Genomic DNA, 25,420 nt, shown 5'->3' with positions numbered 1-25,420 from the left:
GAGAGGCCCCCTTGCGAAACTGTAGGGGGCATAGCTCAATTTGCACTTTTATGTCAATGAAAGGCTTATTTTCGCAAGTGAGTAGGCCCGGTCGGCCCAATTGCCTCGAATTGCGCCGCCAGCCTTTCGTGCACGCCTACAACCTGACCTCTTGGGGGCTAGCCACCCTGAAATTGCACCGGTGCAATTTCGGCTCAAGGGCGCCCGCGCCGCGCCAGGAAGCTCTCGCAAAAGCCGGTCCAAGACGCGATCAGTTTGGCGCCCTTCAGCTTCGCTAGCCTCTCACCCATCTGCGCGCGATAGGCGTCGGCAATCAGATCGATGTCCCAACCACCGCCGGCCGAACGGCCAATGGCCGCGAGCGTGTCCGACCCAAATCGGATCGTGCCGTTCGGGAAGGTGACCTCCCCTGCCCCAGTCTTATCCTTTGATACCAAGGCCGCCACCGCCGCCTGCGTGACGGCCTCGACGGCCACAGTCTCGACCTCGTCTTCGCGCCTCGCCTTCCTCCCCGCAGAGTGCCGAGCAATTTCATCCACGGTTGCTATCTGCTCAGGCGCATCCTTTGGCTCAAAACGAAATTCGATCTCGGTGACGGTTCGACCCTGACGGATTTCCCGCCACTCCACACGGAAATGAGCGAGCTGGTCGATTTCGGCCTTCGCCTTTTCGAGAACCTTGCGGCGCAGCTGCGCAAAGTCCTTGTAAACGTCTGGCGCGATGCCGAGCAGCGCACGCAGTGCCGTCATGTCGCCCTTCCATAGCGACTGGCGTCGATGCAGCCGCAATGCCCCGATCTCGTATAGCTTTAGCGCGTAGGTCGACCGAAAGCCGAGCACCGCCTGCCGGTTCAGGACCGCATAGGTCTCCGATTCCTGAATCAGTTTCCGAGCCTCGGGCGTGAACTCCCACTCGATCCACCCTGCCTCCGCGCCCTCCTCGTCCTCAACTTCTTCGCGCGATGATGAGATCAGAGAAAAGCGCAGCGTCGCCTTCTTGCCGCGCCAGGACTTATCATCGACCGCGAAAAGCGTGCGATGCAGTTCCTCGAGCATATCCGAGATGCGCTCATTGCCCTTGTGGCCGCGGCGAATATCCGCCTTTCGCATCTTGTGCGGGCGGTCCTCCCAGGCATCACCGCCCGCAGTCAAAATCATCAGCGCAAGCAAACGCGAAGCGGTCAGGCTCAGCGACTGGCCTTTGACGAACTTGACCTCGACGATGCTGCCGGGCTTGGCGAACTCGTCGCCGCCCTTGGCCTGCAGGGCGGCAGCCACCCGCATCGCCCGCCCCGGAGAAGCATCATCACCGGCGGGGGAGGGCGTTACAGCGTGGTCTAGGGCTTGTTCGTCATCCATGCCATGAAGTCTGCACCGATTCGTCCGGCGTGGAAGAAAATCTGCCTGACCTGTCCTCTTGCGTCAAGTCAGGGCAGGATGTCCGACGGTTTCGGCCCCCAAGAGGTCAGGATGGAACTTCACCCCCAAACGACAAAACACAAGGAAGTACGCCGAGTCGCGTTTCAAAGCGATCTGATCCTCGCAAACGGCCGCGCGGAGGGCGAAGAACGTCCCTGACGAGCGATATGACGAGCGAATCGCGCCCAACAGAGCCTGGCCCCCATGCGGTCAGGAAAGCCCCAACCGGTCAGGTTGCATCCCCCGATCGGTCAGGAATTAGCCCCCACAAGGGCAGGCAAAATCCCCCGTCAGGTCAGGATAGGCTTGCTCAAGCCCGCAGAAACGCTGGGCTTTCGGCTTCCCGAATCTGAATCCTTTTGAATCGGAAAAGCTTCCGCTGCGAGCAGCGGCGTTTTGATATTTTTATTTTGAGAAAGAGATTGGCGCTGCGCTTGAAGCAAACATTCAATCCCCCTGTCTGGAGGGATACGCGAAGTTGGCCCTCCACGATAGGCTTCCTCGCCAAAGGACGTCACGAATGGAGGGTGCATGATCAACTTCGCGAAGTTCGAGATCATCGGCCGGATCGGCGAAATCGATGCGCGACCGAAAGTCACCCTGCTGTCGGTCTGCGCGAATCACCGCCGCAAGGGTGACGATGACGAATGGCAGGAAGACAGTCACTGGAACCGCGTGAGCGTCTTCAGCGAGGGCCAGCGCAAGCATATCGCCGACCGAGCCCAAGTCGGGGATCTGGTGCGGATTGCCGGGCGGCTCAAGGACAGCTCCTATGAACGCGACGGCGTGACCCATTACACAACCGATCGCATCGTCGAGGAATTCGGTATCCTCGCAGCCAAGGGCATGCCTGGCTGAATTGGCGGAGAGGGGAGGGCGCAACCGGCAGCGGCGCTCCACCACTTTGCAAGGATTAGTTGATGCCCCTAGCTGTTTCCCATCGCGCCAAAGCCATTGTCGAAGCCCTCGGCGGAACGTGGCGCGGGACGCGCGGCGAATGCCGTTGCCCGGCTCATGACGATCATGGCCCCAGCCTGTCAGTGCGCCTGGGCGAACGGGCGATCTTGTTCCACTGCTTTGCTGGCTGCGATACGCGCGACGTTCTGACTGCCCTGCGCCGGCGCAAACTTCACGATGCGGTGCCGCTCACCATGCCGCGCCCGAAGGCGATGGCCGACCATCGCGCTCTCGCGCTTCGGCTATGGAAGGCAAGCCAGCCCATAGCCGGCTCGCCAGCGGCCGATTACCTTGCCGCACGCGGTCTTGCTCCTCCTTATCCGCGTTGTCTGCGCTACAATCCCCGCACCATTGTCGGGGCAGGTGACCAGCGCCGGTTCTTTCCGGCGATGATCGCTGCGGTCGAGAACGATCTGGGCGTCGTGGCCGTCCAGCGGACCTGCCTCGATCTCGCTGACATCTTGCACAAGCCCCTGTCAAAGCCGAAGATTGCCCTTGGCCTGCTTGGCAACGCGGCCATCCGTCTGGCGCCGGCCGGAGAGGAGCTTGGCCTTGCTGAGGGCATCGAGGACGCCCTTTCGGCAATGGCCTGGTTCGGAACGCCAACCTGGGCGCTGGGCGGCGTCGAACGCCTTGGACTCGTCGCCATCCCCGAACGGGTCAAACGCATCATCGTCTATGGTGATCGCGGTGCCGCCGCTGCCGCCATGCTCAAAAAAGCTCGGCCGCATCTCACAGCCCATGGACGCGAACTGGTGCTCCGCCTCCCGGAACGGCACGCGGATTGGAATGATGCTTGGCGTGTCCGCCGGGCCGCCGAGGCGGCCTGAGAGGGGAGGGGGCCTTCAGGCTGATGACCTGGCGCTGATGCCAGGTGTCAGACCCGGAGATACCCCATGGCCACACAACCCCTCGCGCTCACGCTGCCGCTCGATGATCCCGCCCGGACCGCTGCTCAAGGCATAGCCGACCGGCTGTCCGAAGGCCGTTCGGTTGCACGTAACGACCTCCTTGCCGGGATGACCTCCGCCTTCGGTGGCTCGAGCGCGGATGGCTCATGGTCATTGCGCGACGCCTATGATGTGCTCGAACTCGCGCAGATCCTCCATCTGAAGAACACAACACTCCCGGCAGATGCGAATGTGCGGCTCGCCCAGCTGATCGCCATGACGGCGGCGCTTCCGACGCACAGCGTGCGTAGCGAAACGCAGGTCGCGTTCCAGCAATTCTCGACACCGGCACCGATCGGCTTCCTTGCCGCCAGGGCAGCCGCGATCACGGCACGCGATATCGTGCTCGAGCCCTCGGCCGGGACCGGGCTCTTGGCCGTACACGGTCATTTTGCCGGCGCTCGCCTTCTCCTCAATGAGATCGATGCCTGGCGCGCGCGTTTGCTGCGTCATGCCCTTCCCGAGGGCACATTGAGCACGCATGACGGCGAATTGATCGACGACATGCTCGATCCGCAACTGGTGCCGAGCGTCGTGCTCATCAACCCGCCCTTCTCGCGGAGCCAGGGACGGGGGCGCGACCGCCACGCTGCGCTTCGCCACCTGCGCTCCGCGCTCTTGCGCCTCGCACCAGGCGGGCGCTGCGCCGTCATTCTTCCCGATCGCATCGAGACAGGGGACGCGGATTGGCTGCACGCCACCGCGGGCGCGCATCTCCGGCTGCATCTCGACCTGCCGCCCCATGCTTATGCCAAGCACGGCACCGGGCAAGCGGTTCAGCTCATTCTCCTCGAAAAGGGCGGGGCAGGGGATTGCGTCCCACGCCAGACCTGTACGACGTTCGGCGCTGCGCTCGCGGCCATCGATGCGATGGCGACCCCGTGCGCCCCCACGCCGCAACCGATCTCCCGCCCCAGCGGATTGTTCCGGAGCCTCACGCGGCGGACCCGCCCCGTAAGCTCGCGTGTGGCGGTGACCCTGCCCACGACCCGCGCGGTCGTCTATCACCGTCTCGACGCGCCGGCGCCCGCGGGCGAACCGCAAGGGATTTACCTGCCCTATCGGCCGAGCCGTCTGCTAATTGCCGATGCCCGTGAGCACCCAAGCGCGCTGGTCGAATCGCAGGCAATGGGATCGATTCCCGCACCCCCGGTCGCTTATGAACCCGTGCTGCCGGCCAGGATCTTGGACGACGGCCTGCTCTCGGACGCGCAGCTCGAAACGCTGATCTACGCTGGCGCGGCGTTCGAGCGCGACCTTCCGGGCCGGTTCGTATCTAGCGAGGAGGGTCTTTCGCTGTCGCCGGCAGAGGCCGGTAACGCCTATCGGACCGGCTTTTTCCTTGGCGATGGCACGGGCGCCGGCAAGGGGCGGCAGGTGGCGGGCGTCATCCTCGACCAGTGGTTGCGCGGCAACCGCCGCCACCTCTGGATATCCAAGAGCGAGACGCTGATCGAAGACGCTCGCCGCGACTGGTCGGCGCTTGGCGGCTTGCCGCTCGACATCCAGCATCTCAACCAGTGGAAGCTCGGCACCCCGATCGCGCTGGGCGATGGGATCCTCTTCCTGACCTATGCCACCCTGCGCTCCAACCGCGGTGACAGGGGCACGCGGCTGCGCCAGCTGATCGAATGGATGGGTGAGGATTTCAGCGGCGTCATCGTCTTCGACGAGGCGCATGAGATGGCCGGGGTGGCCGGTGGCGAGGGCCGGTTCGGCGCCACGAAAGGGTCGGAACAGGGCATCGCCGGCGTCCGCCTGCAAAATCTCGCTCCGCGCGCCCGGATTCTCTACGCCTCGGCGACGGGCGCCTCGGACGTCAACAACCTCGCTTATGCGACACGCCTCGGATTGTGGGGACCGCAGACGGCCTTCGCCGACCGGCGGGCCTTCGTGGAATCGCTTCGCCGCGGCGGCATCGCAGCGATGGAGTTGATCGCCCGCGACCTCAAGGCGCAGGGCCTCTATGCCGCGCGGGCGCTCAGCTTCGCCGGCGTCGAATATGACATCCTCGAGCATCGGCTCAGCGAAGAACAGATCGCCGTCTACAATGCCTATGCCGATGCCTGGGCGATCATTCACAACAATCTGCAGGCCGCGCTCGCCGCCACGCGCGTCACCGACGGCTTCAGCGGTGCCACCTATAATAGCGGCGCGAAGGCCGCGGCATTGTCGATCTTCGAATCGACCAAGCAACGCTTCTTCGGCCAGATCCTGCTGTCGATGAAGCTGCCGTCGCTGATCCCGGCGATCGCCGCCGATCTCGCGCGCGGCGACTGCGCCGTCGTCCAGCTCGTGTCGACGGCGGAAGCCATGCTCGACCGTGCCCTTGCCAACCTGTCCCCCGAGGAGCGCGCCTGGCTCGACATCGAGCTGTCTCCGCGCGAATTCCTGGTCGACTATCTGACAGCGGCCTTTCCGGTGCGCCAGATGCGCATCTATACCGACGATAGCGGCACGGTGCGCTCGGAACCGATGATTGACGAGGCGGGACAGCCTGTGCTGTGCCGGGAAGCGATCGCCATGCGCGACCAGCTCCTCGAGCAGCTTTGTGCGCTACCGGTGATCGGCTCGGCGCTCGATCACATCATCGGGCATTTCGGGACGGAGGCAGTGGCCGAGGTTACGGGTCGCAGCCGGCGGATCATCGTCGATGCCGACGGCCGTCAGCGGATCGAACGGCGCAGCGCGCGCACGAACCTCGCGGAGACCGACATCTTCATGCGCGGCGAAAAGCGCATTCTGATCTTTTCCGACGCCGGCGGGACGGGGCGGAGCTACCACGCCAGCCTCGACACGCCCAATCAGAGCCGCCGCATCCACTATCTGCTCGAGCCCGGTTGGCGCGCGGACGCGGCGATCCAGGGGCTAGGCCGCACGCATCGAACCCACCAAGCCTGCCCGCCCCTGTTTCGGCCCGTTTCCACCGATTGCCGCGGCGAACGGCGGTTCATCTCGACCATCGCCCGGCGCCTCGACAGCTTGGGCGCCCTGACCCGCGGCCAACGCCAGACCGGCGGGCAGGGACTTTTCGACCCCCGCGACAATCTGGAGTCCGACTTCGCGCGGGAATCGCTCGACCAGTGGTTTCGCCTACTGTTCCAGGGAAAGCTCCAATCGGTGCGCTTTGATCAATTCCAGTCGCTCACCGGTTTGAACCTGGCCGGGGAGGGTGGGGGGCTCACTGAGACCTTGCCCACGATCCAGCGGTGGTTGAACCGCATCCTGGCACTGCGCATCGACCTGCAGAACGCGATCTTCGACGAATATCTGGGCTTGATCGAAGCACGGGTGGAAAAGGCCCGCGAGGCTGGCACCCTCGATCTTGGCGTCGAAACGATCGCGGCCGACCGAATTTCGATCCTCGACCGCACGGTGATCCGGCGCGATCCCGTGAGCGGCGCCGAAACCGAGATCCTGCGTATCGAAACCGAGGAACGATATCGGCCGCTGACCCTGGAACGAGCGCATTGGCTTCTGGCCGACCCGGAAGCGCGCGGGTTGATCAACCCGCGTTCCGGCAAGGCCGCCATTTGCCGGCCGACCTTCTCGCTGACGGACGAAGAGGGGCGGACCGTGCGCCGCTACGAGCTGGTGCGTCCAACGCGCACCGAACGGCACCGGCAGGACCTCTTCGCCGAAACCCATTGGACCGACGTGGACCGCGCGAGCTTCGACGAAGCCTGGCAGGCCGAATGCGACGCGATGGCCGCGCAGACGCGTACGCAGATCATCTATCTGGTCACGGGCCTGCTGCTCCCGGTCTGGGGAAAGCTGCCCGACGATCATGTCCAGGTCTGGCGGTTGACGAGCGATGACGGCCAGTCGCTTCTCGGGCGTCTTATTCCGGCGCCGCTGGTGGAGCGGATCGCCAGCGCATTCGGCATCGCCGCCCATGTCGCGATCGATCTAGGCGCGCGGGTCGAGCACGTTCGCACCTCGGGCGAGATCATGCCGATCGGGTCGCTCCGGCTGAAGCGGGCCTTGGTCGCCGGCGACCAACGCCTCGAATTGCTCGACTGGAAGTCCGACGCCCTTCCTCGTCTCAAGGCGGCGGGCTGCTTCACCGAGATCATCCAACACCGCACGCGGCTCTTCGTCCCACCGAGCCGCGCCGTCGAGATCCTTGGCGAGATAGCAGGCTGAGCAGCGGCAGCGTCAAGCGATCGAAGAGAGGGGAGGGGGCCTTCGGCCGGGTGGGCCTGAGTGGCTCAAGCCGGCCGACGACGTCGGCGCAACCCTCGAAGGAGACAACCGATGATCCAGTCCGTGAAGGTCAAGAACCTCTCGCTCTCCAAGGATAATGTCCGCAAATCCAATCGCGATGCCGACCTCGACAGTCTGGCCGAGAATATCGCTGCGCATGGCCTGTTGCAGAATCTCGTGGTCACGCCGCTAAAAAAAGCGGGGCACTTCACCGTCAAGGCGGGCGGCCGCCGCTTGCGGGCGCTCCAACGCCTGATTGAGACGAACCGGCTTGCCGCGGACCATGAGGTTCAGGTGCTGGTGCTCGAGGATGATGCCGGATCGGCCGAAGCGAGCCTTGCCGAGAATTTCCATCGCGTCGCGATGAACCCGGCGGATGAATGCTCGGCCTTCAAGCACTTCCTCGACCGGGGGGCGAGCGGCGAGGATGTGGCGAAACGCTTCGGGGTCACGACCCGCTTCGTCGAGCAGCGGGTCCGGCTTGCCGAACTGGCTCCCGTCGTCTTCGCGGCGCTTGCCGCAGGCGAGATCACGCTCGGGGTCGCGCAGGCTTATGCCGTCACGCCCGATGTCGACCGCCAGGCGCGTGTGTTCGAGAGCATGAGCCGGTCCTATTATGGTGACAATCCCGACAATGTCCGTCGTGCGCTCCTCAACGGGACGGTGAAGGCGACCGATGCGAAGGCGCGGTTCGTTGGCCGCGATGCCTATGTCGGTGCGGGCGGCCGGATCGAGCGCGACCTGTTCGGCGATGATGCGGACGAGAGCTGGATCGACGTGGAGATCATCGAGCAGCTTGCCGCCCAGAAGCTCGAAGCAGCGGCACAAACACTCGCTGCCGAGCAGAAGCTGGCATTCGTGACACCGGTCCTCGCGACCCACGTGCCCTATGACATGGAGTGCCAGCTCTACGAATATCATCCGGCGCTGCGCGAATTGCGCGAGGACGAGCAGGATCGCGTCGACAGTCTTTCCGATGAGGGCGATGCGCTCATCCGTGAACTGGAAACCGAACTTGAGGACGGCACACCAGAGGCCGAGGCGGCTTCGGTGCGGCTCGCCGACATCGAGCGGGAACTCGATGCGATCGAGGCGGCGCGCACGATGGTCGACGATGCGGTCAAGGACCAGCTGGGCACCTTCATCTATCTTGCCCCTGACGGCACCCCGCGGGTGCACAGCCGCATGTTCAGCGAGCGCGCCATTCGTCAGGCGGGAGAGGACGGCGAACCCGAGGCGCCGTCCGGCAAGGTCGCGACCTCCCGGCTCAGCGCGACGCTGGTCGACGAACTCGCGACGCAGCGGCGGCAGATCCTGGCGTCCCATGTCGCCTCGGACGCGGGGTTCGCGCTCGACCTCGCGATATTCCTGATCGCGCACCGGACCGTGTTCGCCAGCGGCTATGTCCGGGACCACTCGACGCTGCAAGCGGCCGCCGCGAGCTTCCCGATCGTCGGCTTCCGCGACGAAGGCAGCGCGGCCAGCAACGTCCTGGCCGAACAGCGCCAGGGGCTCGATGTGAGCTGGGCAGGCGGGAACACGCTGTCGTCGCGTTTCGATGCCTTCCGGCAACTGGATGAACAGGCGCGCGCCGATTGGCTTGCCCATGTCGTGGCGCAGACGCTCGAACCGACGCTCAACGTCGACGATGGCGGGCGCCGCAACGGCTTCCACGATCATCTCGGACGTCTGCTCGACATTGATGTCGCGCAATGGTGGCGGCCCGATGCCCAGAACTTTTTCGGACGCGTGAAGAAGGACGTCATGCTCGAAGCGCTTGAAGAGATCGGCGGGCCAGTACTGCGCGGCCGCTACAAGGACGCCAAGAAGGGTGACCTTGCCAATGCCTGCGCGGCGCTCTGTTCCGGGCAGGGCATCGTCGAGGCCGAAGTCCGGGAAAAGGCGCTCTGCTGGCTGCCCGATGAGATGCGGTTTGGCGCGGTGGAGAAGCCCGAAAGCTTCCGTAGCTATTCCGCCTTCCTCAGCGACGAAGACGACAGCGACGGCGGGGCAGGGGAGATCGCCCCCGATGGCGATGCTGATGACCTCGACGAGGCGGCCTGAGACCAACGCGTAATGGCGGGCGGCGCTCTTGCGTCGCCCGCAGTCCTTCATCGGCGGCGCTGGCCGCCGCTCTTTCGTGGAGTATCCACCATGACTCGATGACTCGATCATCGGGCCGGCCCTCGCCGGCCGAGACCATCACGTGCGCCATCATCGACCGGCTCGATGCCGGTGTGCGACCCTGGGTGCGGCCCTGGCGTTCGTGTGCGGCGCAGGGGCGTCCGCTGCGGGCCAATGGCGAGCCGTATCGCGGCATGAACACCTTTTGGCTGTGGCTGGCTGCCGAGCAATGCGGCTATCGGTCACGGCATTGGATGACCTACCGCCAGGCGCAGACCCTTGGCGGGCAGGTCCGTGCCGGTGAGCAGGCGCAATTTGCAATCTTCTACAAGGCCTATTCGAAGAAGGTCGATTCCAGCGAACGTCCCGGCGAGCTGGTCGATGAGCATCGCCGGGTGATGCGGTCCTATGCGGTCTTCAATGCAGACCAGATCGACGCGCTGCCGTCCGATTTCTATCCAGAACCGCTATCGCTCGTCCCACCGGGCGACCGGCTCGGTGCGCGGGCACAACGCTTCGTCGATCGCCTGCCGGCGCGGCTGCGGACTGGAGGCGATCGCGCCTATTATAACCTGCGCGCAGACCTCATCACGATGGCGCCCGTCGAACAGTTCGACACGCGTGCTGCATGGGCGGCCACGCTCGCGCATGAGGCTGGTCATTGGACGGGTCATCCAGACCGGCTTGCCCGATCCTTCGGCAAGCGCTTCGGCGATCAGGCCTATGCGTTCGAGGAGTTGGTCGCCGAACTGTCGGCAGCGCTGGTTGGCGCCGATGTGGGTCTCCCAACCACCCATCTCGACGATCATGCGGCCTATATCGGTTCCTGGCTTTCGATCCTGCGCAGGGATAATCGTGCTCTGCTCACGGCGGCGGCGCGGGCAGAGGAGGCCGCAGGCTACTTGCTGCGCGCAACGGGTCTTGCCCGCGAGGATGTGGATGAGCAGGCCGCCGCTTGAGCCGGTCGATAGTATTGCCTGTTCATGTGATCATCGCGATGACGGATCCAATGACCACAGTCCGCGTCTTTCCGGGAGGGGTCGGCAAACGCCAGATGTCTGCTCCCGACCAAACTCAGTCATCCACTCGAACCGGCGCGAACGCCTGAGTCGGAGCGGAGCCGCCATTCGGCGAAAGCATGCCCATGCGCGGAAATAAGCGATGGCGCGGTGGGCGATAGGGAGAGGCAGCGTTCTGTTTTGGGATGAGCGAGTCAGAACTGCGTTTTGGAGAAACGGTGCAATCTGTCTCAATCGCGTTGGGTGGTCCCGCTGATCGACCACACGGCGAGCACATCGCCCGTCTTTGGATTTTCGACGCGCAACTCAGCAAAGTCGCCGACGATCATACATTGTGGTCTTTGCTGCCATCCCGTTCGCTGAAGACATTGTACCGGCCCGCCCGCCTCGACCGACTGCATGCGTCCGATGATCCTCAGCGCAAAGCCGCGCGCCGGATCAAAATCACCCGGCTCCATCCGCTTGACGATCTCGAGCCTGCGCGCACTTTTATCCGCGTCGCCTTCAATGAAGCGCGCGATCGCAACCTCGCCTTGAGACTGGCTGGGTACGGCGACGTGCGCCGCACCGCCCGGCGCGGACGCCGGACAATGTGTTGCCTTCGACCAGGGCCTGGCGATCCAGAAGCCTTCGAGCGCGGCCTTGTCTGCCTCGGTCTCTGCCGAGAACCATGCGCTGCGTGCCCATCGCGTGGGATTAATCCACACGCGTAGCGTGGTCTTTGCTGCGTCATATTGCCATCCGAACGGCGCCGTCCGGTCGCTATCGACGAGCCCCTCGCAGCCGAACGGGAGCACCAGATCGAAGCGCCGGCCCGCCGCTGATCGTACTGCCTCCGGCAGAGGACGTGAAGCACTGGCAGCATCTACTGCGTCGGCGACTAGGTCGATCAAGCCTGCGCGTTCCAGAGTCGGTGGCGGCGCTATGGCTGCTGGCGGCGGCGGCGGTGCGGGCTGGGGCGTCGTAGCGGTCGACGTTGGAGCGGGGGGCTTAGGCGCCGTTGTGCGGCCGATCAAAAAGCCACCGCCGCCCACGAGCAGCAGCGCGATGAGCCCGCCGGCCAACGCCAATCGACTGGAATGAGGGGTCGGCTCCTGCATAGGACCCTCCTAGCAAAGCATCCGCTGCTCTCCCACCCCGAAGACCTGTTGGCGCGTCTTCCGTTGACAGACGGCGACCTTGGACCGAGGCAGAGACGCAATGACGCTCGATCAACTTCTTACTCTCCTGGTTCTGGCCACGGTCGTTGCCGCGCTCATCTGGGACAAGGTGCGTGCGGACGTAGTAGCGCTGAGCGGCGCGGCCTTTTTGCTGATTACCGGGGTGGTGAGGCCGGTCGAGGTGCAGAGCGCTTTCGCCAGCCCAGCAATCATGGCGCTCGCCTCGCTCTTTGTCATCGCTTACGCGCTGGAGCTTAGCGGCCTGCTCGACCGGGCGATCGCTTTAGGGGTGAGCCTGTGCAAGCGCATGGGGTCTAAGGGGATCTGGCTGCTCCTGAGCATGATTGGCTGCGCCTCATGCTTTCTTAACTCGACGCCCATTGTTGTGCTGGGCGCTCCTGTTATCCGCGATATCGCCCAGTCGCTGGGTCAGTCGCCCAAGCGCTATCTGATGCCGCTTTCCTATATCACCGTGCTGACCGGTTGCTGCACGTTGATTGGTACCTCCACCAACCTGCTTGTCGACGACATGGCGCGCGTCGCGGGACAGCCGCGCTTCGGCTTCTTCGAGATCACCCCTGTGGGACTGCCCGTTGCGATCGTCGGCGGTCTCTATCTTCTCCTGGTGAGCGGGCGCATGCTTGCCCGGCCCGAAGAGGAAACGCCGATACGCCCCAAGGCGATCGACCCGCATGCGATCCACAGCGCGCAGATCGGAGACGCCACTCTATTCGCAGAGCCGCGCGCCTTGCAACCACGCAAGGCCGCACTGGCGGCCGGTATATTCGTAGCCGTGATCACGCTTGCGGCCGTCAACATTGCACCGATCGCCGCAACGGCGCTTACAGGCGCTGTCGCGCTCATCCTGCTTCGCGTGATCAGCCCGGATGAAGCCTATGCTGGTCTCAAACCGGAAATCCTTATCCTGATCGCCGGGATGGTCGTGCTGGGCATAGCCATGGACCAGAGCGGATTGGCATCGCAGGCCTCGCGACTGCTTATCGCCAGCGTTGAGGGGCTGAGCCCGCTCGTTGCACTCATCGTGCTCTACGGCGTCACCATGGTGCTGACCGAACTGCTCTCCAACGCCACGGTCGCGGTGTTGGTGACGCCTGTTGCTGTTGCGCTGGCCGACAGTCTGGGGGTCAGTCCACGTCCGTTTCTTATTGCCGTCATGATGGCGGCCAGCGCGGCGTTCGCGACACCCTTTGGTTATCAGACCAATGTCATCGTCTACCAGATGGCGGGCTACCGCTATATGGACTTCGTCCGCGTCGGGCTACCGCTCAATCTGATCACGTTTGCAGTGGCGATCCTAGCGATCCAGGCGGCCTTTCCTTTTTAATGCCGCTCTCTTGAGCCGCTTAGGCTTCGAAAGGCCAAGCAGCTCAACTTGTGCGCTCACGCCATGGATGCAATAGCGTCCCTGGGTGTTCGCCCCCGATAAGGGACGGGCAGGACTTCGTGCTGGTCGGGCCGCCAGCACGATAGCTGTGCCTGGAGCCCCGTCTCATGAAGACTTTCCGTGTCTTACACCCCAGCGCCATTCGCGCCTTTCTCAACAGCCAGTCTTCTGCGGGCCTGGTGTTGATGGCGGCCGCTGCGCTGGCACTCATCATCGCGAACTCGCCCTTGCGCTCCGGATATGAGGCGGTCCTTCATTCAAACCTCGGTCCGCTTTCGCTGGCGCACTGGATCAACGATGGCCTGATGGCCCTCTTCTTCCTGCTCGTCGGGCTGGAAATTAAGCGTGAGATGCTGGACGGCCAGCTATCCACCTGGCCGAGGCGCGTCCTGCCGGGCATCGCTGCCGCCGGCGGCATGGCCGTGCCCGCGCTCGTCTACCTTGCTTTCAACCAGGGGCCAACTGCGGCAGGCTGGGCGATCCCTGCCGCTACCGACATCGCTTTCGCGCTCGGCGTGATCGCGCTCCTGGGCAATCGCGTCCCCGCATCGCTCAGGATATTCCTCGCGGCGCTGGCGATCATCGATGACCTGGGTGCTGTCCTTATCATCGCGCTTTTCTATACCGCTGACCTGTCTCTGCCTGACCTTGCCGGTGCCGGCATATTCACCGGCATGCTTTACGGCCTGAATCGCCTCCGTGTGCGTCGCCTCCTACCCTATCTGATCCTGGGCGGAGCCCTGTGGTTCTTCGTCTATCGCTCGGGCATCCATGCCACGCTCGCCGGGGTTATTCTCGCGTTCACCATCCTTATGGACCGCACACCCGCGCGGCCTGATGGCGACGCGCGCAGTCCACTTCATCGTCTCGAACATGGGCTTCATTTGCCGGTTGGCTACCTGGTCGTGCCGATCTTCGGCTTCGCCAATGCCGGTGTGCCGGTGCTAGCACTCCCGGCGGGCGCCTTTGCCGCACCGGTGACGCTTGGGGCAGCGCTGGGTCTGCTGCTTGGCAAGGTCGCTGGCGTGCTCGGGGTTTCGATACTCGCGATCCGGCTTGGCATCGCGCATATGCCAGCCCATGCGACCCGTTTGCATATGCTCGGCGTCGCTCTCTTATGCGGGATTGGCTTTACGATGAGCATTTTCATCACGCTCCTGGCCTTTCCGGGCGCGCCGATGCTTCAGGCGGAGGCGAAGCTTGGCGTTCTCATTGGATCACTTGTCTCCGGACTCCTGGGGTATGGCGTGCTGGCCCTCGCCATCCGCCGGCAAAAATCCGACGCGGTCTGAGCAGCCCCACCGCATCGCACGCCGCCCGCAGAGGGCATGGGATCGATCTGAAGCCGAGAGGCACCACCAGCGATCACTGGATCGATGAACTCATCGGGTGGTGCAATCTCGCGGCTTGGTGCGGTATTTGAAGGGCCGATGGGCTTGGATCGCTAAGTTGGAAATGACGGGTTTCGGCAAAACCTGTCATCCAAGGACGCGCTTGGGAACGGCAGAAACGTCCCAAGCTCTGCCTGTTCGGGAGGCGTCGATCATGATGCGACGAGATCCAGCATCCGAGATTTGACACGATCGCTGGAAAATCGCTGCTCCTTGATTCCATGAAGCCTCAGCCCCTCGCCAGAGGATGCGCATGCTTGGGCCATCGCGCTGGCTGCCGCAATCCGGGGCCAATCCGGCCGTGTTGGCGCTTGCGCGCCTGCCCGCTCCACCCGGCATTGTCCCGGGTTTCCCTTGGGCTTTGCCCGGCGGTGCTGCCGCCGCTTCCTTCGATGGCCCGGAGGCTGCGCATCCGGCGGATGGGCCGCCGGCCCCAAGTGGAACGAAAGGCAAAGCTCATGACCAGCACTCTCTCGGCGATACTCTCCGCCCTCGAACTTGGTCATCTTGATCACACTGGCGACCTGCGCACCCTGGAGGCGCCGCCCCCCGCCGAAGCCATGGAACAAACCGTCAGCGCTGTCTGGAGCGATCTTTTCGCGCTTTTCCCCTTTAGTGCGCTCGAGCGCGACATCGAGGATCTGGGCTGGGGCCTGGTCAATCTCTTCCACCGCGCCGCCGCCAAGAAGCACCAGATGATCGACCGGCTGACGGACGAGATTCGGCTTCTGCTAGCCGAGCAGGATGGCTCGGAAGTCGCGACCGCCGACCTTGAGGACAAGATCGATCTCGCCCGCAAGATCGAACAGTCCGCCGAGGCCTATGAGACCATGCGCGACACGGCGGCCCGCCATTATCTCCACGAGACGGGCCGTTCCTGGGTGCCGGCGTCGGGCAACCGCATTTCTCTCGGCACGACCGCGGCGATAGTCGATGGCCGGTCCTATCTCCAGGCGCGGCGAGAACGGGTGCGCGATGCCAATATGGTCCATGGTACGCCCGTGATCTTCGCCGGCGGGCGGCTGCGTTTCGCCAGCGACGACGAGGCCAAGCAGTTTGCGGATAACCTGCTGCGAACGCTCAATGCCGTCCGCGAGCGGGTGGGCGACATGTATCTCGTCCATGGCGGTGACATGAAAGGCATTGAGCGCCTGGCCGCGTCCTGGGCCGAGCAGAACGGCATCCAGCAGCTGCGGTTCGGGCTCGATCGCAAGCTCGGCGATCGCGCCGGGTTCCGCCGCAATGAGCAGATGCTATCGGTCAAGCCGCGCTACGTTATCGCCTTCCAAGGCAATGGTGTCACCGAAAGGCTGGTGATCGAGGCCAAGGCGCGGGGCATCCACGTCGTTGATCGCCGCGGACCGCTTGGCACACCGCCAGCGTCGCGACCCTGCGGCTGATCCGCCGCGCCGGCCGCTTTGGCGGCCGGCTTACCCCGTTTCGAAATGCTGCGAATGCCGGAGGGGAGGAGGGCAGGGCGGGTGCGTCCCGTTTCCCGGAGGTTTGCATCATGTTCATGCCCGATCACCCCACGGCGCGCGCGCTCCTTGCCTTTCGCGCGGCGCATGGCCGCCGCTGGAAAGCGAAGCTGCTATTTTTGTGGTCGACCGGCCGCGACGTCGAAGAGGCCAATGGCGCCTGCCTGCGCCAGTTGCGCAACCAAGGCGGCCCGGCATGGCTCGGCCAGCTGTCGCCACGCCGCTGGCGCGCGATCGAGAGATTGGCGGAGCCCGGCGATCGACAGACCGCCTCGATCTTCCTTGATCGCGCGCGCGAGTTTCACGAAGGGGCACGCTTTGGAGCCACCGTTGCTCTTGCTCCCGCGCTGCACCTGCTGGCGATATCCTGCGAGCTGGGGCTCAAAGCCTATCTTATGAGCCGGGGCTGGTCGCACGATGAGGTCGCGCGCGATATTCGTCACGACCTCATCGCCGCCTTCGACGAAGCGCGGCGGCTTGGCCTGCCCACCCGAGGCCGTATTCTCGTCGATTTGCTTACAAGCCTCGGTCCCGCCTATGCCGGGCATCGTATCGACGCGCTGGTGGCGGATGGTTATGTTTGCGATTTCGCGGCCGTGCTGCGCGCGACTGGCTCGTTCCTCGATGCCGTGGCGGCCGGACTGAGCCTGCCGATGCCGACGCCGTAACTGCGCCTTCTTGCCCGTCCCCTAGCATGAGCATGCCATGGTTTGGGTTCCGCCGGACGGCGGCGCGGGATATGGTCCGTTTCGCCGCGCGGCTTGGGCGGCGGGCGGGGCAAAGTCGAGCTTGAGGTTCGCCAAGGCATTGGACCGGCGTGGCCCTATAGGTCGGGGATGCCCGTGATTACCATGAGGGGTTCCTGGCACGGCCAAGCGACGAGCCGTCTTTCTCCTCATCTGACCCCTAAGTCGGCCGTCCGGTCCATCCAACCCGCGATCCTTCGGGCCGAGTTGCCGTGTACCACGGCTGCCCGCACCACCCCTTGTCTCGGGGTTTCCCGGCGCTGCGCCTGCCGGTGGATGATCCGTCCTGTCCGCCTTGGCCGGGGATCAGTCGAAGGGACGGTCCCTTGGACCCAGTTCGAAGGAACTCCAGCCATGCACAATCTCGTCATCCTCGCCGGCAATGTCGGCGCCACGCCCGAAGCCCGCACCACCCAGGGCGGCACCCGCATCACGCATTTCAGCCTCGCCACCTCGCGTCCGAAGCGCGACAGCAACGGCAAGATCCTCCGCGACGACAACAACCGCCGGCTCGAGGATACCGAATGGCACCGGATCACCTGCTTCAACGGGGTCGGCAAGACGGTCGAGCAGTATGTCGACAAAGGCATGAAGGTCATGGTCCGTGGCCGCATTCACTACACCCGCTGGACCGACAACGAGAATATCGAGCGCTACGGCGTCGAGATCATCGCCGATGAGGTGACCTTCCTCACCCGCGCCAAGGCGAACGACAATGCGGGCGGCGGCCACGAGCCCGAGGATGATGAAATCCCATTCTGAAATCGGTCCCATCAGGCCCGGCGGCCTCGCCGCCGGGCCTATTTCCCTGCTCGGGCGGGAAAGGAGGCAAGCGGATCAGCGGGATCGGCATCGCCCTTGGGCATAGCGATCCCAGCGCAGCACGGTGCCGGTGCGGATCATGGCGCAGCTCAGGTCGCCGATAGAGGGCGCGGCGCACCAGGCACCGGTCCTGTTGCCGCGTGCGTTGCCGGTTGAAAGGCAGCGCATGGTGGGACCATCGACCAGAATGTGGCCCGTGCTGGTCCGCCCCTGAGCGCCGCCGAGCAGATTAACAAGAGCGTCACGGGCGGCGAGGGCGCTCGCCTCGGGGCAGGGCTGACCTGGCCGGCAACTGCCGTCCATCTCGCGGGCCGCAATTCCGGCGAGACGGACATGCACACCTTCGCGGCACCAGATCGGCCCGTCTCCATCCCAGACGCGCGTCGGTGTGCAGGTGAAGACTTGGCCATCGGGAATGACGGTGGCGGCAAGCAGGAGTGCGAACAGCATCGCGGCGACGCTAGCCCAGCGGCGCGTGCTTGTCATGCCACCACCGCTCACGGCAGGGATCGTCACCCTAATGGGCTGAGACTTGGAAATCCAAGTCTCAGGGCGAAGCCTAGAGCCCGATCCGGGTTCGCCGGAGCCGCCCGTTCAGCTCTTCACGGTTCTCCGGAAATTGCCGAGAACAGAGCACAGCTTCTGGCTTTTACGCTTCAGATCAGCGAGCCTTTCTTCCGCTTCGGCTTGCTCGCAAAGCAGCATAAGGCGTTCAGCCTGCTGTCCGCGGATCGAGACATGGCGCAAGATCACGATCCATTTGCCGGTTCGCTCAAGCGCGATCTTCGCCTGACCATGGGCAAGAAACGACCGTAGGCCCTCGAGTGTGCGGAGATCCGAAAGGGCCTTGGCGGCCGCCTTTCCTTCTTGAGCGAAAGCGCCTTCTGCCTCGATAAGTTTGCTGAGGTCATCGAACCGCTGACCGATCAAATGCCGCAGCCGTACTGTCTCCCCTCGACCCGGAATGGCCTTGAGAAGGAGCAGCGTTTCGGTGACGGCCGCTTCAGCCGCCGAGAAATGCTGCAAACACGCGCCTCGCCACGCGTTCACATCTTGGATCGCCTGGTTCCACAAGGGATCATCGTTGGCAATTTCGATTGGCGCACCTTCATCCATGCCAAACGCCTAGCGCTGCCGCCTTTATTTTCCTTGAATCAATGACACGCCCTCCATGGCAAAGCCGGGAGCCGTAGGCTCCCGGAGGAGCCATCAGGCGAATGGATCATATTCGGCCACCAGGGCAACGCTGCCGTCCGCATCCTCTGCGGTGATGACCCCATATTGCTGCCCGATCGCGATGACGAAGGTGACCACCATGAGGCTGCGCGAGAGACTGAAGGCGTGACGACGAGCGGTTGCAATGTCGGTGAACATGTCGGGGTTCCTTTGCGCGCCGGCGGGTCCGTCCCGCTCGACTGGCGCCCGATGTGTCCAGCCGGCGGCCGCGATCACTTTTTTGGCGCAGCCCAAAAAGCCGTAGCGCAGCGACCGGACCCCTTGCGGGTTGATCGCAATAGGCCGCCGGTCGGACCAAGGATCGCGCCTGATTGAGAGCGGGTGGACCCGCCGGCCATGACCCCCATGATCCCGCCGACTTTTGCCCCGGCGGTCACCCCGCCCCGCCGGTCCGACGATGGCATACCCATCATTTGCCTGCTGCTTCGGCATTCCCACCGATCTCGAACTTCGGCTTGAGATGGGCGTAATCGAGAGGGTGAGTCTCCTGCAGTCCGAGAGCGCCAATCACACGGGTGCGACACCGGACAGGTGTCCACGCCATTGGGTCCTTTTCCGTTGTCGGCTTCCTGGTCGGCGCGCGGGGCCGAGCAAGCCCGCATAGGCGGGCTTCTCCACTGCGTTGCGACCCTCCGGGTGCACGACCCCGCTATGACGCCGCCCTTTGGGGCGCCTGTCGGAAGGCCCCGATGGGCGGGGCTGATCCAGACCGGAGTCACAGCCATGTCGCAGCCTTCTCAACAATCGGCAGACCGAGCCGAGCGGATCGACCGCATCGCCGCACTGAATGACAGCCTGCGGAGATCTATTTGCAGCCCTGGCCGAAACCAGATCGTCATGACCGCGGGCGTTGCCGCGCTGGTCGGGGATGTGTCCCTCTTCCGCGGATTTCGCAGACGCGCTGAGATCCTGCGCACGGTGCGAAATTATGACAGCTTCAATTCCGACAACGATCCATTGGGCGAGCATGATTTTGGTCGCTTCGAATATGACAGCGCCATTCTCTACTGGAAGATCGATTATTATGATCTCGAGCTTGCCTGGGGCTCACCCGATCCAGCCAATCCCGACGTCACCACTCGGGTTCTGACGATCCTACTCGCCGAAGAATACTGATCGGCACGGCCATCCCCCTGACCGGGGGGATGGCCGTGAAAAGTCTGCTTGAGCAGACTGCGCGCAAAGGATGTCCACGCACCAAGTGCGCTCGGGGAGGGGAGGGTGCACCGGAGCATCGCCCCCGGGCCGGTGCAAAGCCGTGAACCGCCGCGGGATCAGACCATTTGAGGAGTTAACGCCATGTCCGCTTATTTCGCCGCCCATCCCGATCACGCGATCCTCTTTGCGTTCGGCTGTTTTGCGCTCACCGTCTACCTGTTCCGCTATGTCGGTCCGGGCATTGGCGGTGGCGGCGACTGGTCATCGCGTGACCATTATGAGCGCAATCTGCGCGACGGTCCGGAAGACTATTGTTGAGCTGGCCGCCCCGATGAGGACGATCGCTGTGAGCCTTCTCAAGGGCGGGGTAGGCAAGACCTTCCTCGCCACGCATCTCGCCTGGTATCTGGCCGAAGCGGCGGGACGCAGGGTTGTGTTCGTTGACCTGGACCCGCAAGGTAGTTCCTCGCGCCGTCTGGCCGGCGAGCGGCCGGGTGGCTTCGCGGCCGATCTCTTCGATCCATCGGCGGCGCTTGCCGCCGATGGCCAGGTCGGGCTCACTTTGCTCGCTGCCGACCAGCGTTTGCAGATGATCAAGGCGGCACAGGATGTGCGCGACTTTCTCGGCCGCTTTCCTGCGCTCGCGCCTCATTTCGACCTGTGCGTGATCGATACCGGTCCCAAATGGGACGAGCTTACCCTGAGCGCTCTCGCGGTCGCCGACGCAGTGATCGCGCCGGTCCAGGTCGCCGAAGATTCAGTCGAATGCGCCAAGATGCTGCTGACCGCGCTGCGCAAGGCCGAGGCGGCGAGGGCAGGGCGCAAGATCGATTTCCTCGGATTGCTGCCATCAATGGTCAACCCGTTCGACCGGCGCGAAATAGACAATGCCGTCAAGCTCGCCCACGCGGTGGGCGAGCGGCTGATGTTCCCTGCCTTCATCAAGGCGCGACCGACCTATAAGCATGCCGCGGAAAATCATCGACCGGTCTGGATGGAAGGGGGTGGCGGCGCCAAGGCGGCGGCCGAGGAAATTCGGCCGATCCTCGCCGAGATCGAACGGCGACTGGGTTCAGCGCCAGCGGCCGCCGCCTGATGGGTAAGTTCGATGAACGCATCGAGGAGTTTGGCCTGTTGGTCGGCGCGCATGAAATGGCGCGCCGGGTCGAGGATATTCCTTTGGAGCGGGTCATCCCCGACCCCGGCAATCCCCGGCGCAGTTTCGACGACGACGCCCTGGCCGAGCTTGCGGCGTCCATAGCGGCCCGCGGGGTCTTGCAGCCGATCACGGTTGCTCCCGCCGACGCCGCTGGCCTGTATCGCATCCGGTTGGGCGAGCGGCGCTTTCGTGCCTCCGAGCTCGCGGGCCGGGTGACGATCCCGGCGATTATCGTGGCCGAGGGCGAGGGAACCCATCTGCTGGCCGATCAGATCGTTGAAAACGATCAGCGTGCGAACCTGTCTTCGGTCGAGCTCGCTCATGCGATTGCCCGTATGCTCAAGGGCGGCATGAGCCAGGTCGAAATCGCTGCTGCGCTGGGACGCTCCAAGCAGTTCGTCTCGCTCTATGCGGCCTATGGTGACATGCCTGCCTATCTCAGGGAGGCGCTCCCGCGCGCGCCGATCCGGCTGCTCTATGACCTGCATCGCACAGCCAGGGATTATCCTGCGGAAGTCGAGGCCTATGTGGGCGCCTGGGATGAGAGCGGCGCGACATTGGCGGAAGGCGCGCGGTTCATTGCCGGGCTGAAGGGTAAGGCGGACATTCCCAGCATCGAGGCAACGCCGATGCAGGCCGCGGCAGTGACCGTCGCTCGTCCGGAACCGCGGGGAGGGACTGAGCCAGTCGCGCGACCAGGGGAGCAAACGCCAGAGGCCAGCCTTGCCGTTGAAGTTGATGGCCGTCCCGCGCGTCTTGTCCTTGGCCCGCGTGTCGTCGTGATCTTCGGCGATGGTTCTCGGCAAGAGGTGGCGACCGAACGACTTTGCTCCGCGTCTGAGGGACGCCCCGACGCCGCGATGCTCTGACCCTCTTCCTCCGCGTTCGCATATCCTGTTCGTGTGTATGTCGGCCGTGCCCCTTTCGGGGTGCGGCCTTTTGCGCAGGTCCGAGCTGGGGCGGCGCCGTTGGCGCCGCCCTTCGTGGATCAGGCGTGAATGATAGGCGCATTTTCCCAAATATGGTCGAAGTCTGCTCAAGCAGACTATCAGATGAGTTGAGTGAAGGTGAGGGCCGGATAGGCGTGACGCCGGGGATGTATGACAATAGCCTTTGATGCATGCCCGTCTTCACCTTCCGTCTCGACGATGACATCGCCCAGCGCTTCGATGCTGTGGCGGAGAGCGCCGGTGGCCGCTCGGTTTTGCTGCGGCGCCTCGTCATGAATGCAGTGGACGCGGAGGAGGGCGAGAGGTCGGGGCCAGTCCGTCGGCGGGAGCGAGCAACACGGCGGTTTGAGATCCGGCTGACCGATGCGGAAATTGCCGCGCTGGATGCCAAGGCCGATGCTTTGGGTATGAAGCGAACCGACTGGGTGACGAGGCTGGTGCGCTGCCGGCTGCATTCGGCGGCACCGCTGCCGCTTGAAGAACGGGCGGCAGTGGCCCAGGCGTGGCGCGAGCTCAACCGGATCGGCATCAATCTCAATCAGGCGACGCGGGCGCTCAACGCATCGGTGATGGTCGAATCCGGGCTCGATGTCGCGCGCGAGGCGGCGCGGGTGGCAAGCTTTCGCACGGAAATCCGGATGGCGCTTGCCGGTCTCGGCACCGCGCTCAACGGCGATCTTGCCTATTGGGATAGCCTCGATGCTTGAGGAGGAGGGCATCCTGCCGCTGCCCAGCCTCATGGAGGCATGGCGGCCGCCCACCGGCGGTAAACGGACACTGCGGGGGGCCTATGTCCGCATCGGACGCGGCGCACCGGGCCGGGGAGGGCAGGGGCGGTCCGTGCCGCTGAGCCAGGCCGAGGCTCGGGCCAAGCTCGAGCGGATCGTGCGCAAGGCCCCGGAGGTCATGGTCAAGGTCTCGGGCAAGCAATATGGCGCGCATCATCTATCGGAGCATTTCGGCTATGTTGCGCGGCACGGGAAGCTTGCGGTGCGCTCGAGCGAGGGCGAGATCATCGATGATCCCAAACGGCTGAAGGAGATCGCGCAGGACTGGGCCATGCTCGACGAGGCGATGAACGAGCATGGCCGCGACCGGCCGACCTCGCTGTCGCTGGTCCTTTCCATGCCCGGCGGTTCGACCGATCCCGAGACGCTGCAGGATGCCGCCCAGGCGTTCGCCCGCATCCTGTTCGAGGACAATCACGCCTATATGCTGGCGCTCCACACCGATACCGATCATCCGCATATCCATCTGACGGTGGCCACCGAAGGTGCGGACGGTAGGCGGTTCAACCCGCGCAAGGCCGACCTCCATCATATGAGAGAGACATTCGCGCATGAGCTACGGGCGCGCGGCATCGCGGCTGAGGCGACGCCCAGACGCGCACGCGGTCACGTTCAAAAGCGTGTGCGCTCTGCAGCGCTGCATCTCGATGCTCGGATCGGTCAGGAGGGGCGCCGGCTCAATATGGATGAACTCAACGTGCTGCGCGCCCGGGCCTTTGCGCACGCGCGCGATGAGGAACGGCGGCCGCAGGACGTGATGGCGCTGGTTCGCCAGAAGCAGATACGCGGTGCTTATGCGGAGGCGGCGGTGGCGCTTGCACGTACCGGCGAGGCCGACGACCAGGCGCTTTCCGACGAAATTGCGGGTTTCCTGGCGGCTATGCCGCCGGCGGTCTCCCGACGTCTGGCCCTGGCCCGCGAGATGATGCAGGGGCGGCAAGCGACACAGCCGGCGCGCGAGCTGGAGGGTGGAGCTGGTCCCGAGCAGCCAGCGCCGGAGCGTGGGCGGGAGCGTTGATTCGCATGGGGCGGTTGATCTTGCGAAGGGATGCTCCCACTACCATGTGCTAGAATGTCTTGGAAAGTCGAGGGAACTGGCGCTTTCTGTGGTCATAGCTTGTTAGAAAAAACCATCCTATTATCTAACAGACAGGAGCTTGGACATGTCTGCGGTGGCTGATCGGATTATGAAGCGTGTGCGCGGCAAGGGCCGTGGCTGGGTGTTTACGCCCAAGCAGTTCGTTGACTTCGGTACGCGCGGCTCGGTCGACATGGCGCTGTCGCGTCTCGCGCATGCCGGTGACATCCGCCGGATCGGCCGCGGTCTCTACGACTATCCCCGCCAGCATGACAAGCTTGGTGCCCTGAGCCCGGATCTCGGGCAGGTGGCCCAAGCGCTCTCCGCGCAGAGCGGCGATGCGCTCGCGCCGTCGGGAGCGGCGGCGGCCAATAGCCTTGGTCTCTCGACACAGGTGCCCGCCCGGGCGAGCTACGCCACCAGCGGTCGCACCCGCACCGCCAAGGCTGGCGGCCGCAGCGTTACCTTGAAGCACAGCCGCGCGCCGGTGCTCGACGCGCCGGAGTCTGTGAATGCGATCGTCCAGGCGCTCGCGCATCTGGGGAAGGGCAATATCGACGCGGATGCGATCGGGCGCTTCGCCGCGCGCCTCGACGATGCCGATACGCGCGCGCTCGTCGCGGCCCGCTCGGCCATGCCGGGCTGGATGGGCGACATTGTCCTCAAGATCCAGGCGTCGCGGAGAGATAGGTCATGCAGGGAGAAAGGGTAGCGCTGCTGGCGCCACCAGCAAATCTCCAGATGCAGGGTCGGGCACAAGGATGGGTACGGCCGGATAAAGTGTCGGCCATGTCGAATACTTGGCGATCCATGTCGCGGCGCTTGGAGACAGCCAACCCGTCAAGGTCGTGATACTCGCATAGCGCTGCGCGAGCGGAAGCGCGATGATGGGTTCATAGTGGGCGACGCGGTTGCGCAATATACGCAGGTCGCGCAAGTCCCGCGCGATCACACCGCGCTGTACGCCTTTGGCCTGAAAGATGGGTCGCAGGCTTTGCCAGAGGTGGTGTGACTTGGGGCCGAAGAGTGACGCCCAGAAGCCGAAGTTCAACTCCGCTACGATCTGCGGACGGGTCGCTGCCTTCCCGTCTTTCTGCAGCGTTTGCCGTGCTTTTGCGATTGCGCCCGTCTGATAGTTCGTCACAAGGATCGCAGGATCGTCGATCCAGGCGGCGCCATGTTGGGCCGCAAGCCGCGCGTCCGCCATGTTACGCAGCACGACCTCGAGCATGTGTAGAGGGCCATAGAGGGCTGCGGAAAGCTGCACATTATAGGTGTACAGGCGCTCTGCGAGCGTCTGATCGGCTCCGGCCCACTTCAGATAAGTGTCGAAGCGGTCAGCGGACAAGGCATGAACGAATGTTGGCACGGGAAC

Annotated in this window: 23 protein-coding genes; 17 read left to right on the top strand and 6 right to left on the bottom strand. The window is 64.3% G+C overall.

The window, feature by feature from the left end:
* Positions 1-194: 194 nt before the first annotated feature.
* Positions 195-1,283 (bottom strand): replication initiation protein, encoded by a 1,089-nt coding sequence (locus EGM87_RS23980; RefSeq protein WP_041865596.1) that lies wholly within the window; start codon positions 1,281-1,283, stop codon positions 195-197.
* A gap of 666 nt (positions 1,284-1,949) precedes the next feature.
* On the opposite strand from EGM87_RS23980, the gene EGM87_RS23975 reads away from it, so the two are divergent.
* The 5 genes from EGM87_RS23975 (at position 1,950) to EGM87_RS23955 (ending at position 10,614) form a co-directional block, all read left to right on the top strand.
* Positions 1,950-2,276 carry a single-stranded DNA-binding protein gene (locus tag EGM87_RS23975; protein ID WP_015449217.1) on the top strand — a complete coding sequence of 109 codons (327 nt, stop codon included), beginning with the start codon at positions 1,950-1,952 and terminating at the stop codon, positions 2,274-2,276.
* 62 nt (positions 2,277-2,338) lie between these two features.
* A complete protein-coding gene (locus EGM87_RS23970; RefSeq protein WP_137710500.1) occupies positions 2,339-3,205 on the top strand; it encodes a DUF7146 domain-containing protein in 867 nt (288 codons plus the stop codon).
* A gap of 66 nt (positions 3,206-3,271) precedes the next feature.
* The gene (locus EGM87_RS23965; protein WP_171010095.1) at positions 3,272-7,471 is read left to right on the top strand and encodes a strawberry notch family protein; all 4,200 of its coding nucleotides are present in this window, start codon (positions 3,272-3,274) and stop codon (positions 7,469-7,471) included.
* 111 nt (positions 7,472-7,582) lie between these two features.
* Positions 7,583-9,595: a ParB/RepB/Spo0J family partition protein gene (locus tag EGM87_RS23960; protein WP_065846519.1), complete on the top strand. Its 2,013-nt coding sequence runs from the start codon at positions 7,583-7,585 to the stop codon at positions 9,593-9,595.
* Positions 9,596-9,693: 98 nt separating this feature from the next.
* Positions 9,694-10,614 carry an ArdC family protein gene (locus EGM87_RS23955; RefSeq protein ID WP_137710501.1) on the top strand — a complete coding sequence of 307 codons (921 nt, stop codon included), beginning with the start codon at positions 9,694-9,696 and terminating at the stop codon, positions 10,612-10,614.
* Positions 10,615-10,904: 290 nt separating this feature from the next.
* Here EGM87_RS23955 and EGM87_RS23950 read toward each other — a convergent pair whose 3' ends face one another.
* A complete protein-coding gene (locus EGM87_RS23950) occupies positions 10,905-11,567 on the bottom strand; it encodes a hypothetical protein (protein WP_253719234.1) in 663 nt (220 codons plus the stop codon).
* Positions 11,568-11,874: 307 nt separating this feature from the next.
* On the opposite strand from EGM87_RS23950, the gene EGM87_RS23945 reads away from it, so the two are divergent.
* The 5 genes from EGM87_RS23945 (at position 11,875) to EGM87_RS23925 (ending at position 17,616) form a co-directional block, all read left to right on the top strand.
* Positions 11,875-13,179, top strand: coding sequence for an SLC13 family permease (locus EGM87_RS23945; RefSeq protein ID WP_015449371.1), 1,305 nt, complete (start codon positions 11,875-11,877; stop codon positions 13,177-13,179).
* A 167-nt stretch (positions 13,180-13,346) separates the two neighbouring features.
* A complete protein-coding gene (gene nhaA, locus EGM87_RS23940) occupies positions 13,347-14,531 on the top strand; it encodes a Na+/H+ antiporter NhaA (protein ID WP_015449370.1) in 1,185 nt (394 codons plus the stop codon).
* A 557-nt stretch (positions 14,532-15,088) separates the two neighbouring features.
* Positions 15,089-16,030: a DUF2493 domain-containing protein gene (locus EGM87_RS23935; RefSeq protein ID WP_020820493.1), complete on the top strand. Its 942-nt coding sequence runs from the start codon at positions 15,089-15,091 to the stop codon at positions 16,028-16,030.
* Between the two features lie 110 nt (positions 16,031-16,140).
* Positions 16,141-16,776, top strand: coding sequence for a hypothetical protein (locus EGM87_RS23930; protein WP_137710502.1), 636 nt, complete (start codon positions 16,141-16,143; stop codon positions 16,774-16,776).
* 432 nt (positions 16,777-17,208) lie between these two features.
* Complete coding sequence (locus EGM87_RS23925) at positions 17,209-17,616, top strand: single-stranded DNA-binding protein (protein ID WP_046765830.1); 408 nt, start codon at positions 17,209-17,211, stop codon at positions 17,614-17,616.
* A gap of 75 nt (positions 17,617-17,691) precedes the next feature.
* On the opposite strand, the gene EGM87_RS23920 is transcribed toward EGM87_RS23925, so the two are convergent.
* From EGM87_RS23920 to EGM87_RS23910, 3 genes are all read right to left on the bottom strand, one after another.
* Positions 17,692-18,126 (bottom strand): thermonuclease family protein, encoded by a 435-nt coding sequence (locus tag EGM87_RS23920; protein ID WP_025546704.1) that lies wholly within the window; start codon positions 18,124-18,126, stop codon positions 17,692-17,694.
* 144 nt (positions 18,127-18,270) lie between these two features.
* A complete protein-coding gene (locus EGM87_RS23915; protein ID WP_021223781.1) occupies positions 18,271-18,792 on the bottom strand; it encodes a hypothetical protein in 522 nt (173 codons plus the stop codon).
* A 93-nt stretch (positions 18,793-18,885) separates the two neighbouring features.
* Positions 18,886-19,050 (bottom strand): hypothetical protein, encoded by a 165-nt coding sequence (locus EGM87_RS23910; protein WP_007682673.1) that lies wholly within the window; start codon positions 19,048-19,050, stop codon positions 18,886-18,888.
* Positions 19,051-19,635: 585 nt separating this feature from the next.
* Here EGM87_RS23910 and EGM87_RS23905 point away from each other — a divergent pair.
* The 7 genes from EGM87_RS23905 to EGM87_RS23875 all read left to right on the top strand — a co-directional run bounded on the left by EGM87_RS23905 (position 19,636) and on the right by EGM87_RS23875 (position 24,757).
* The gene (locus tag EGM87_RS23905; RefSeq protein ID WP_021245272.1) at positions 19,636-20,028 is read left to right on the top strand and encodes a DUF3768 domain-containing protein; all 393 of its coding nucleotides are present in this window, start codon (positions 19,636-19,638) and stop codon (positions 20,026-20,028) included.
* A 183-nt stretch (positions 20,029-20,211) separates the two neighbouring features.
* Positions 20,212-20,388: a hypothetical protein gene (locus tag EGM87_RS23900; RefSeq protein ID WP_017182162.1), complete on the top strand. Its 177-nt coding sequence runs from the start codon at positions 20,212-20,214 to the stop codon at positions 20,386-20,388.
* Positions 20,389-20,401: 13 nt separating this feature from the next.
* Entirely contained in the window at positions 20,402-21,166 is a 765-nt protein-coding gene (locus EGM87_RS23895) for a ParA family protein (RefSeq protein WP_021245271.1), read from the top strand.
* Positions 21,166-22,098: a ParB/RepB/Spo0J family partition protein gene (locus EGM87_RS23890; protein WP_015449366.1), complete on the top strand. Its 933-nt coding sequence runs from the start codon at positions 21,166-21,168 to the stop codon at positions 22,096-22,098. The genes EGM87_RS23895 and EGM87_RS23890 overlap by 1 nt, the downstream gene beginning before the upstream one ends.
* 251 nt (positions 22,099-22,349) lie before the next feature.
* Positions 22,350-22,886 (top strand): plasmid mobilization protein, encoded by a 537-nt coding sequence (locus EGM87_RS23885; RefSeq protein WP_015449365.1) that lies wholly within the window; start codon positions 22,350-22,352, stop codon positions 22,884-22,886.
* Complete coding sequence (locus tag EGM87_RS23880) at positions 22,879-23,985, top strand: relaxase/mobilization nuclease domain-containing protein (RefSeq protein WP_015449364.1); 1,107 nt, start codon at positions 22,879-22,881, stop codon at positions 23,983-23,985. Before EGM87_RS23885 ends, EGM87_RS23880 begins: the two co-directional genes overlap by 8 nt.
* A 145-nt stretch (positions 23,986-24,130) precedes the next feature.
* Complete coding sequence (locus EGM87_RS23875; protein ID WP_041865604.1) at positions 24,131-24,757, top strand: DUF6088 family protein; 627 nt, start codon at positions 24,131-24,133, stop codon at positions 24,755-24,757.
* Here the strand turns inward: EGM87_RS23875 and EGM87_RS23870 are convergent.
* Complete coding sequence (locus EGM87_RS23870; protein ID WP_007684587.1) at positions 24,737-25,414, bottom strand: hypothetical protein; 678 nt, start codon at positions 25,412-25,414, stop codon at positions 24,737-24,739. The genes EGM87_RS23875 and EGM87_RS23870 overlap by 21 nt on opposite strands.
* Positions 25,415-25,420 lie beyond the last annotated feature (6 nt).

It is taken from the genome of Sphingobium sp. RSMS (genome assembly GCF_005406185.4).
Classification (GTDB): Bacteria; Pseudomonadota; Alphaproteobacteria; order Sphingomonadales; family Sphingomonadaceae; genus Sphingobium; species Sphingobium fuliginis.
This window is presented reverse-complemented; position numbering and strand designations above follow the sequence as displayed.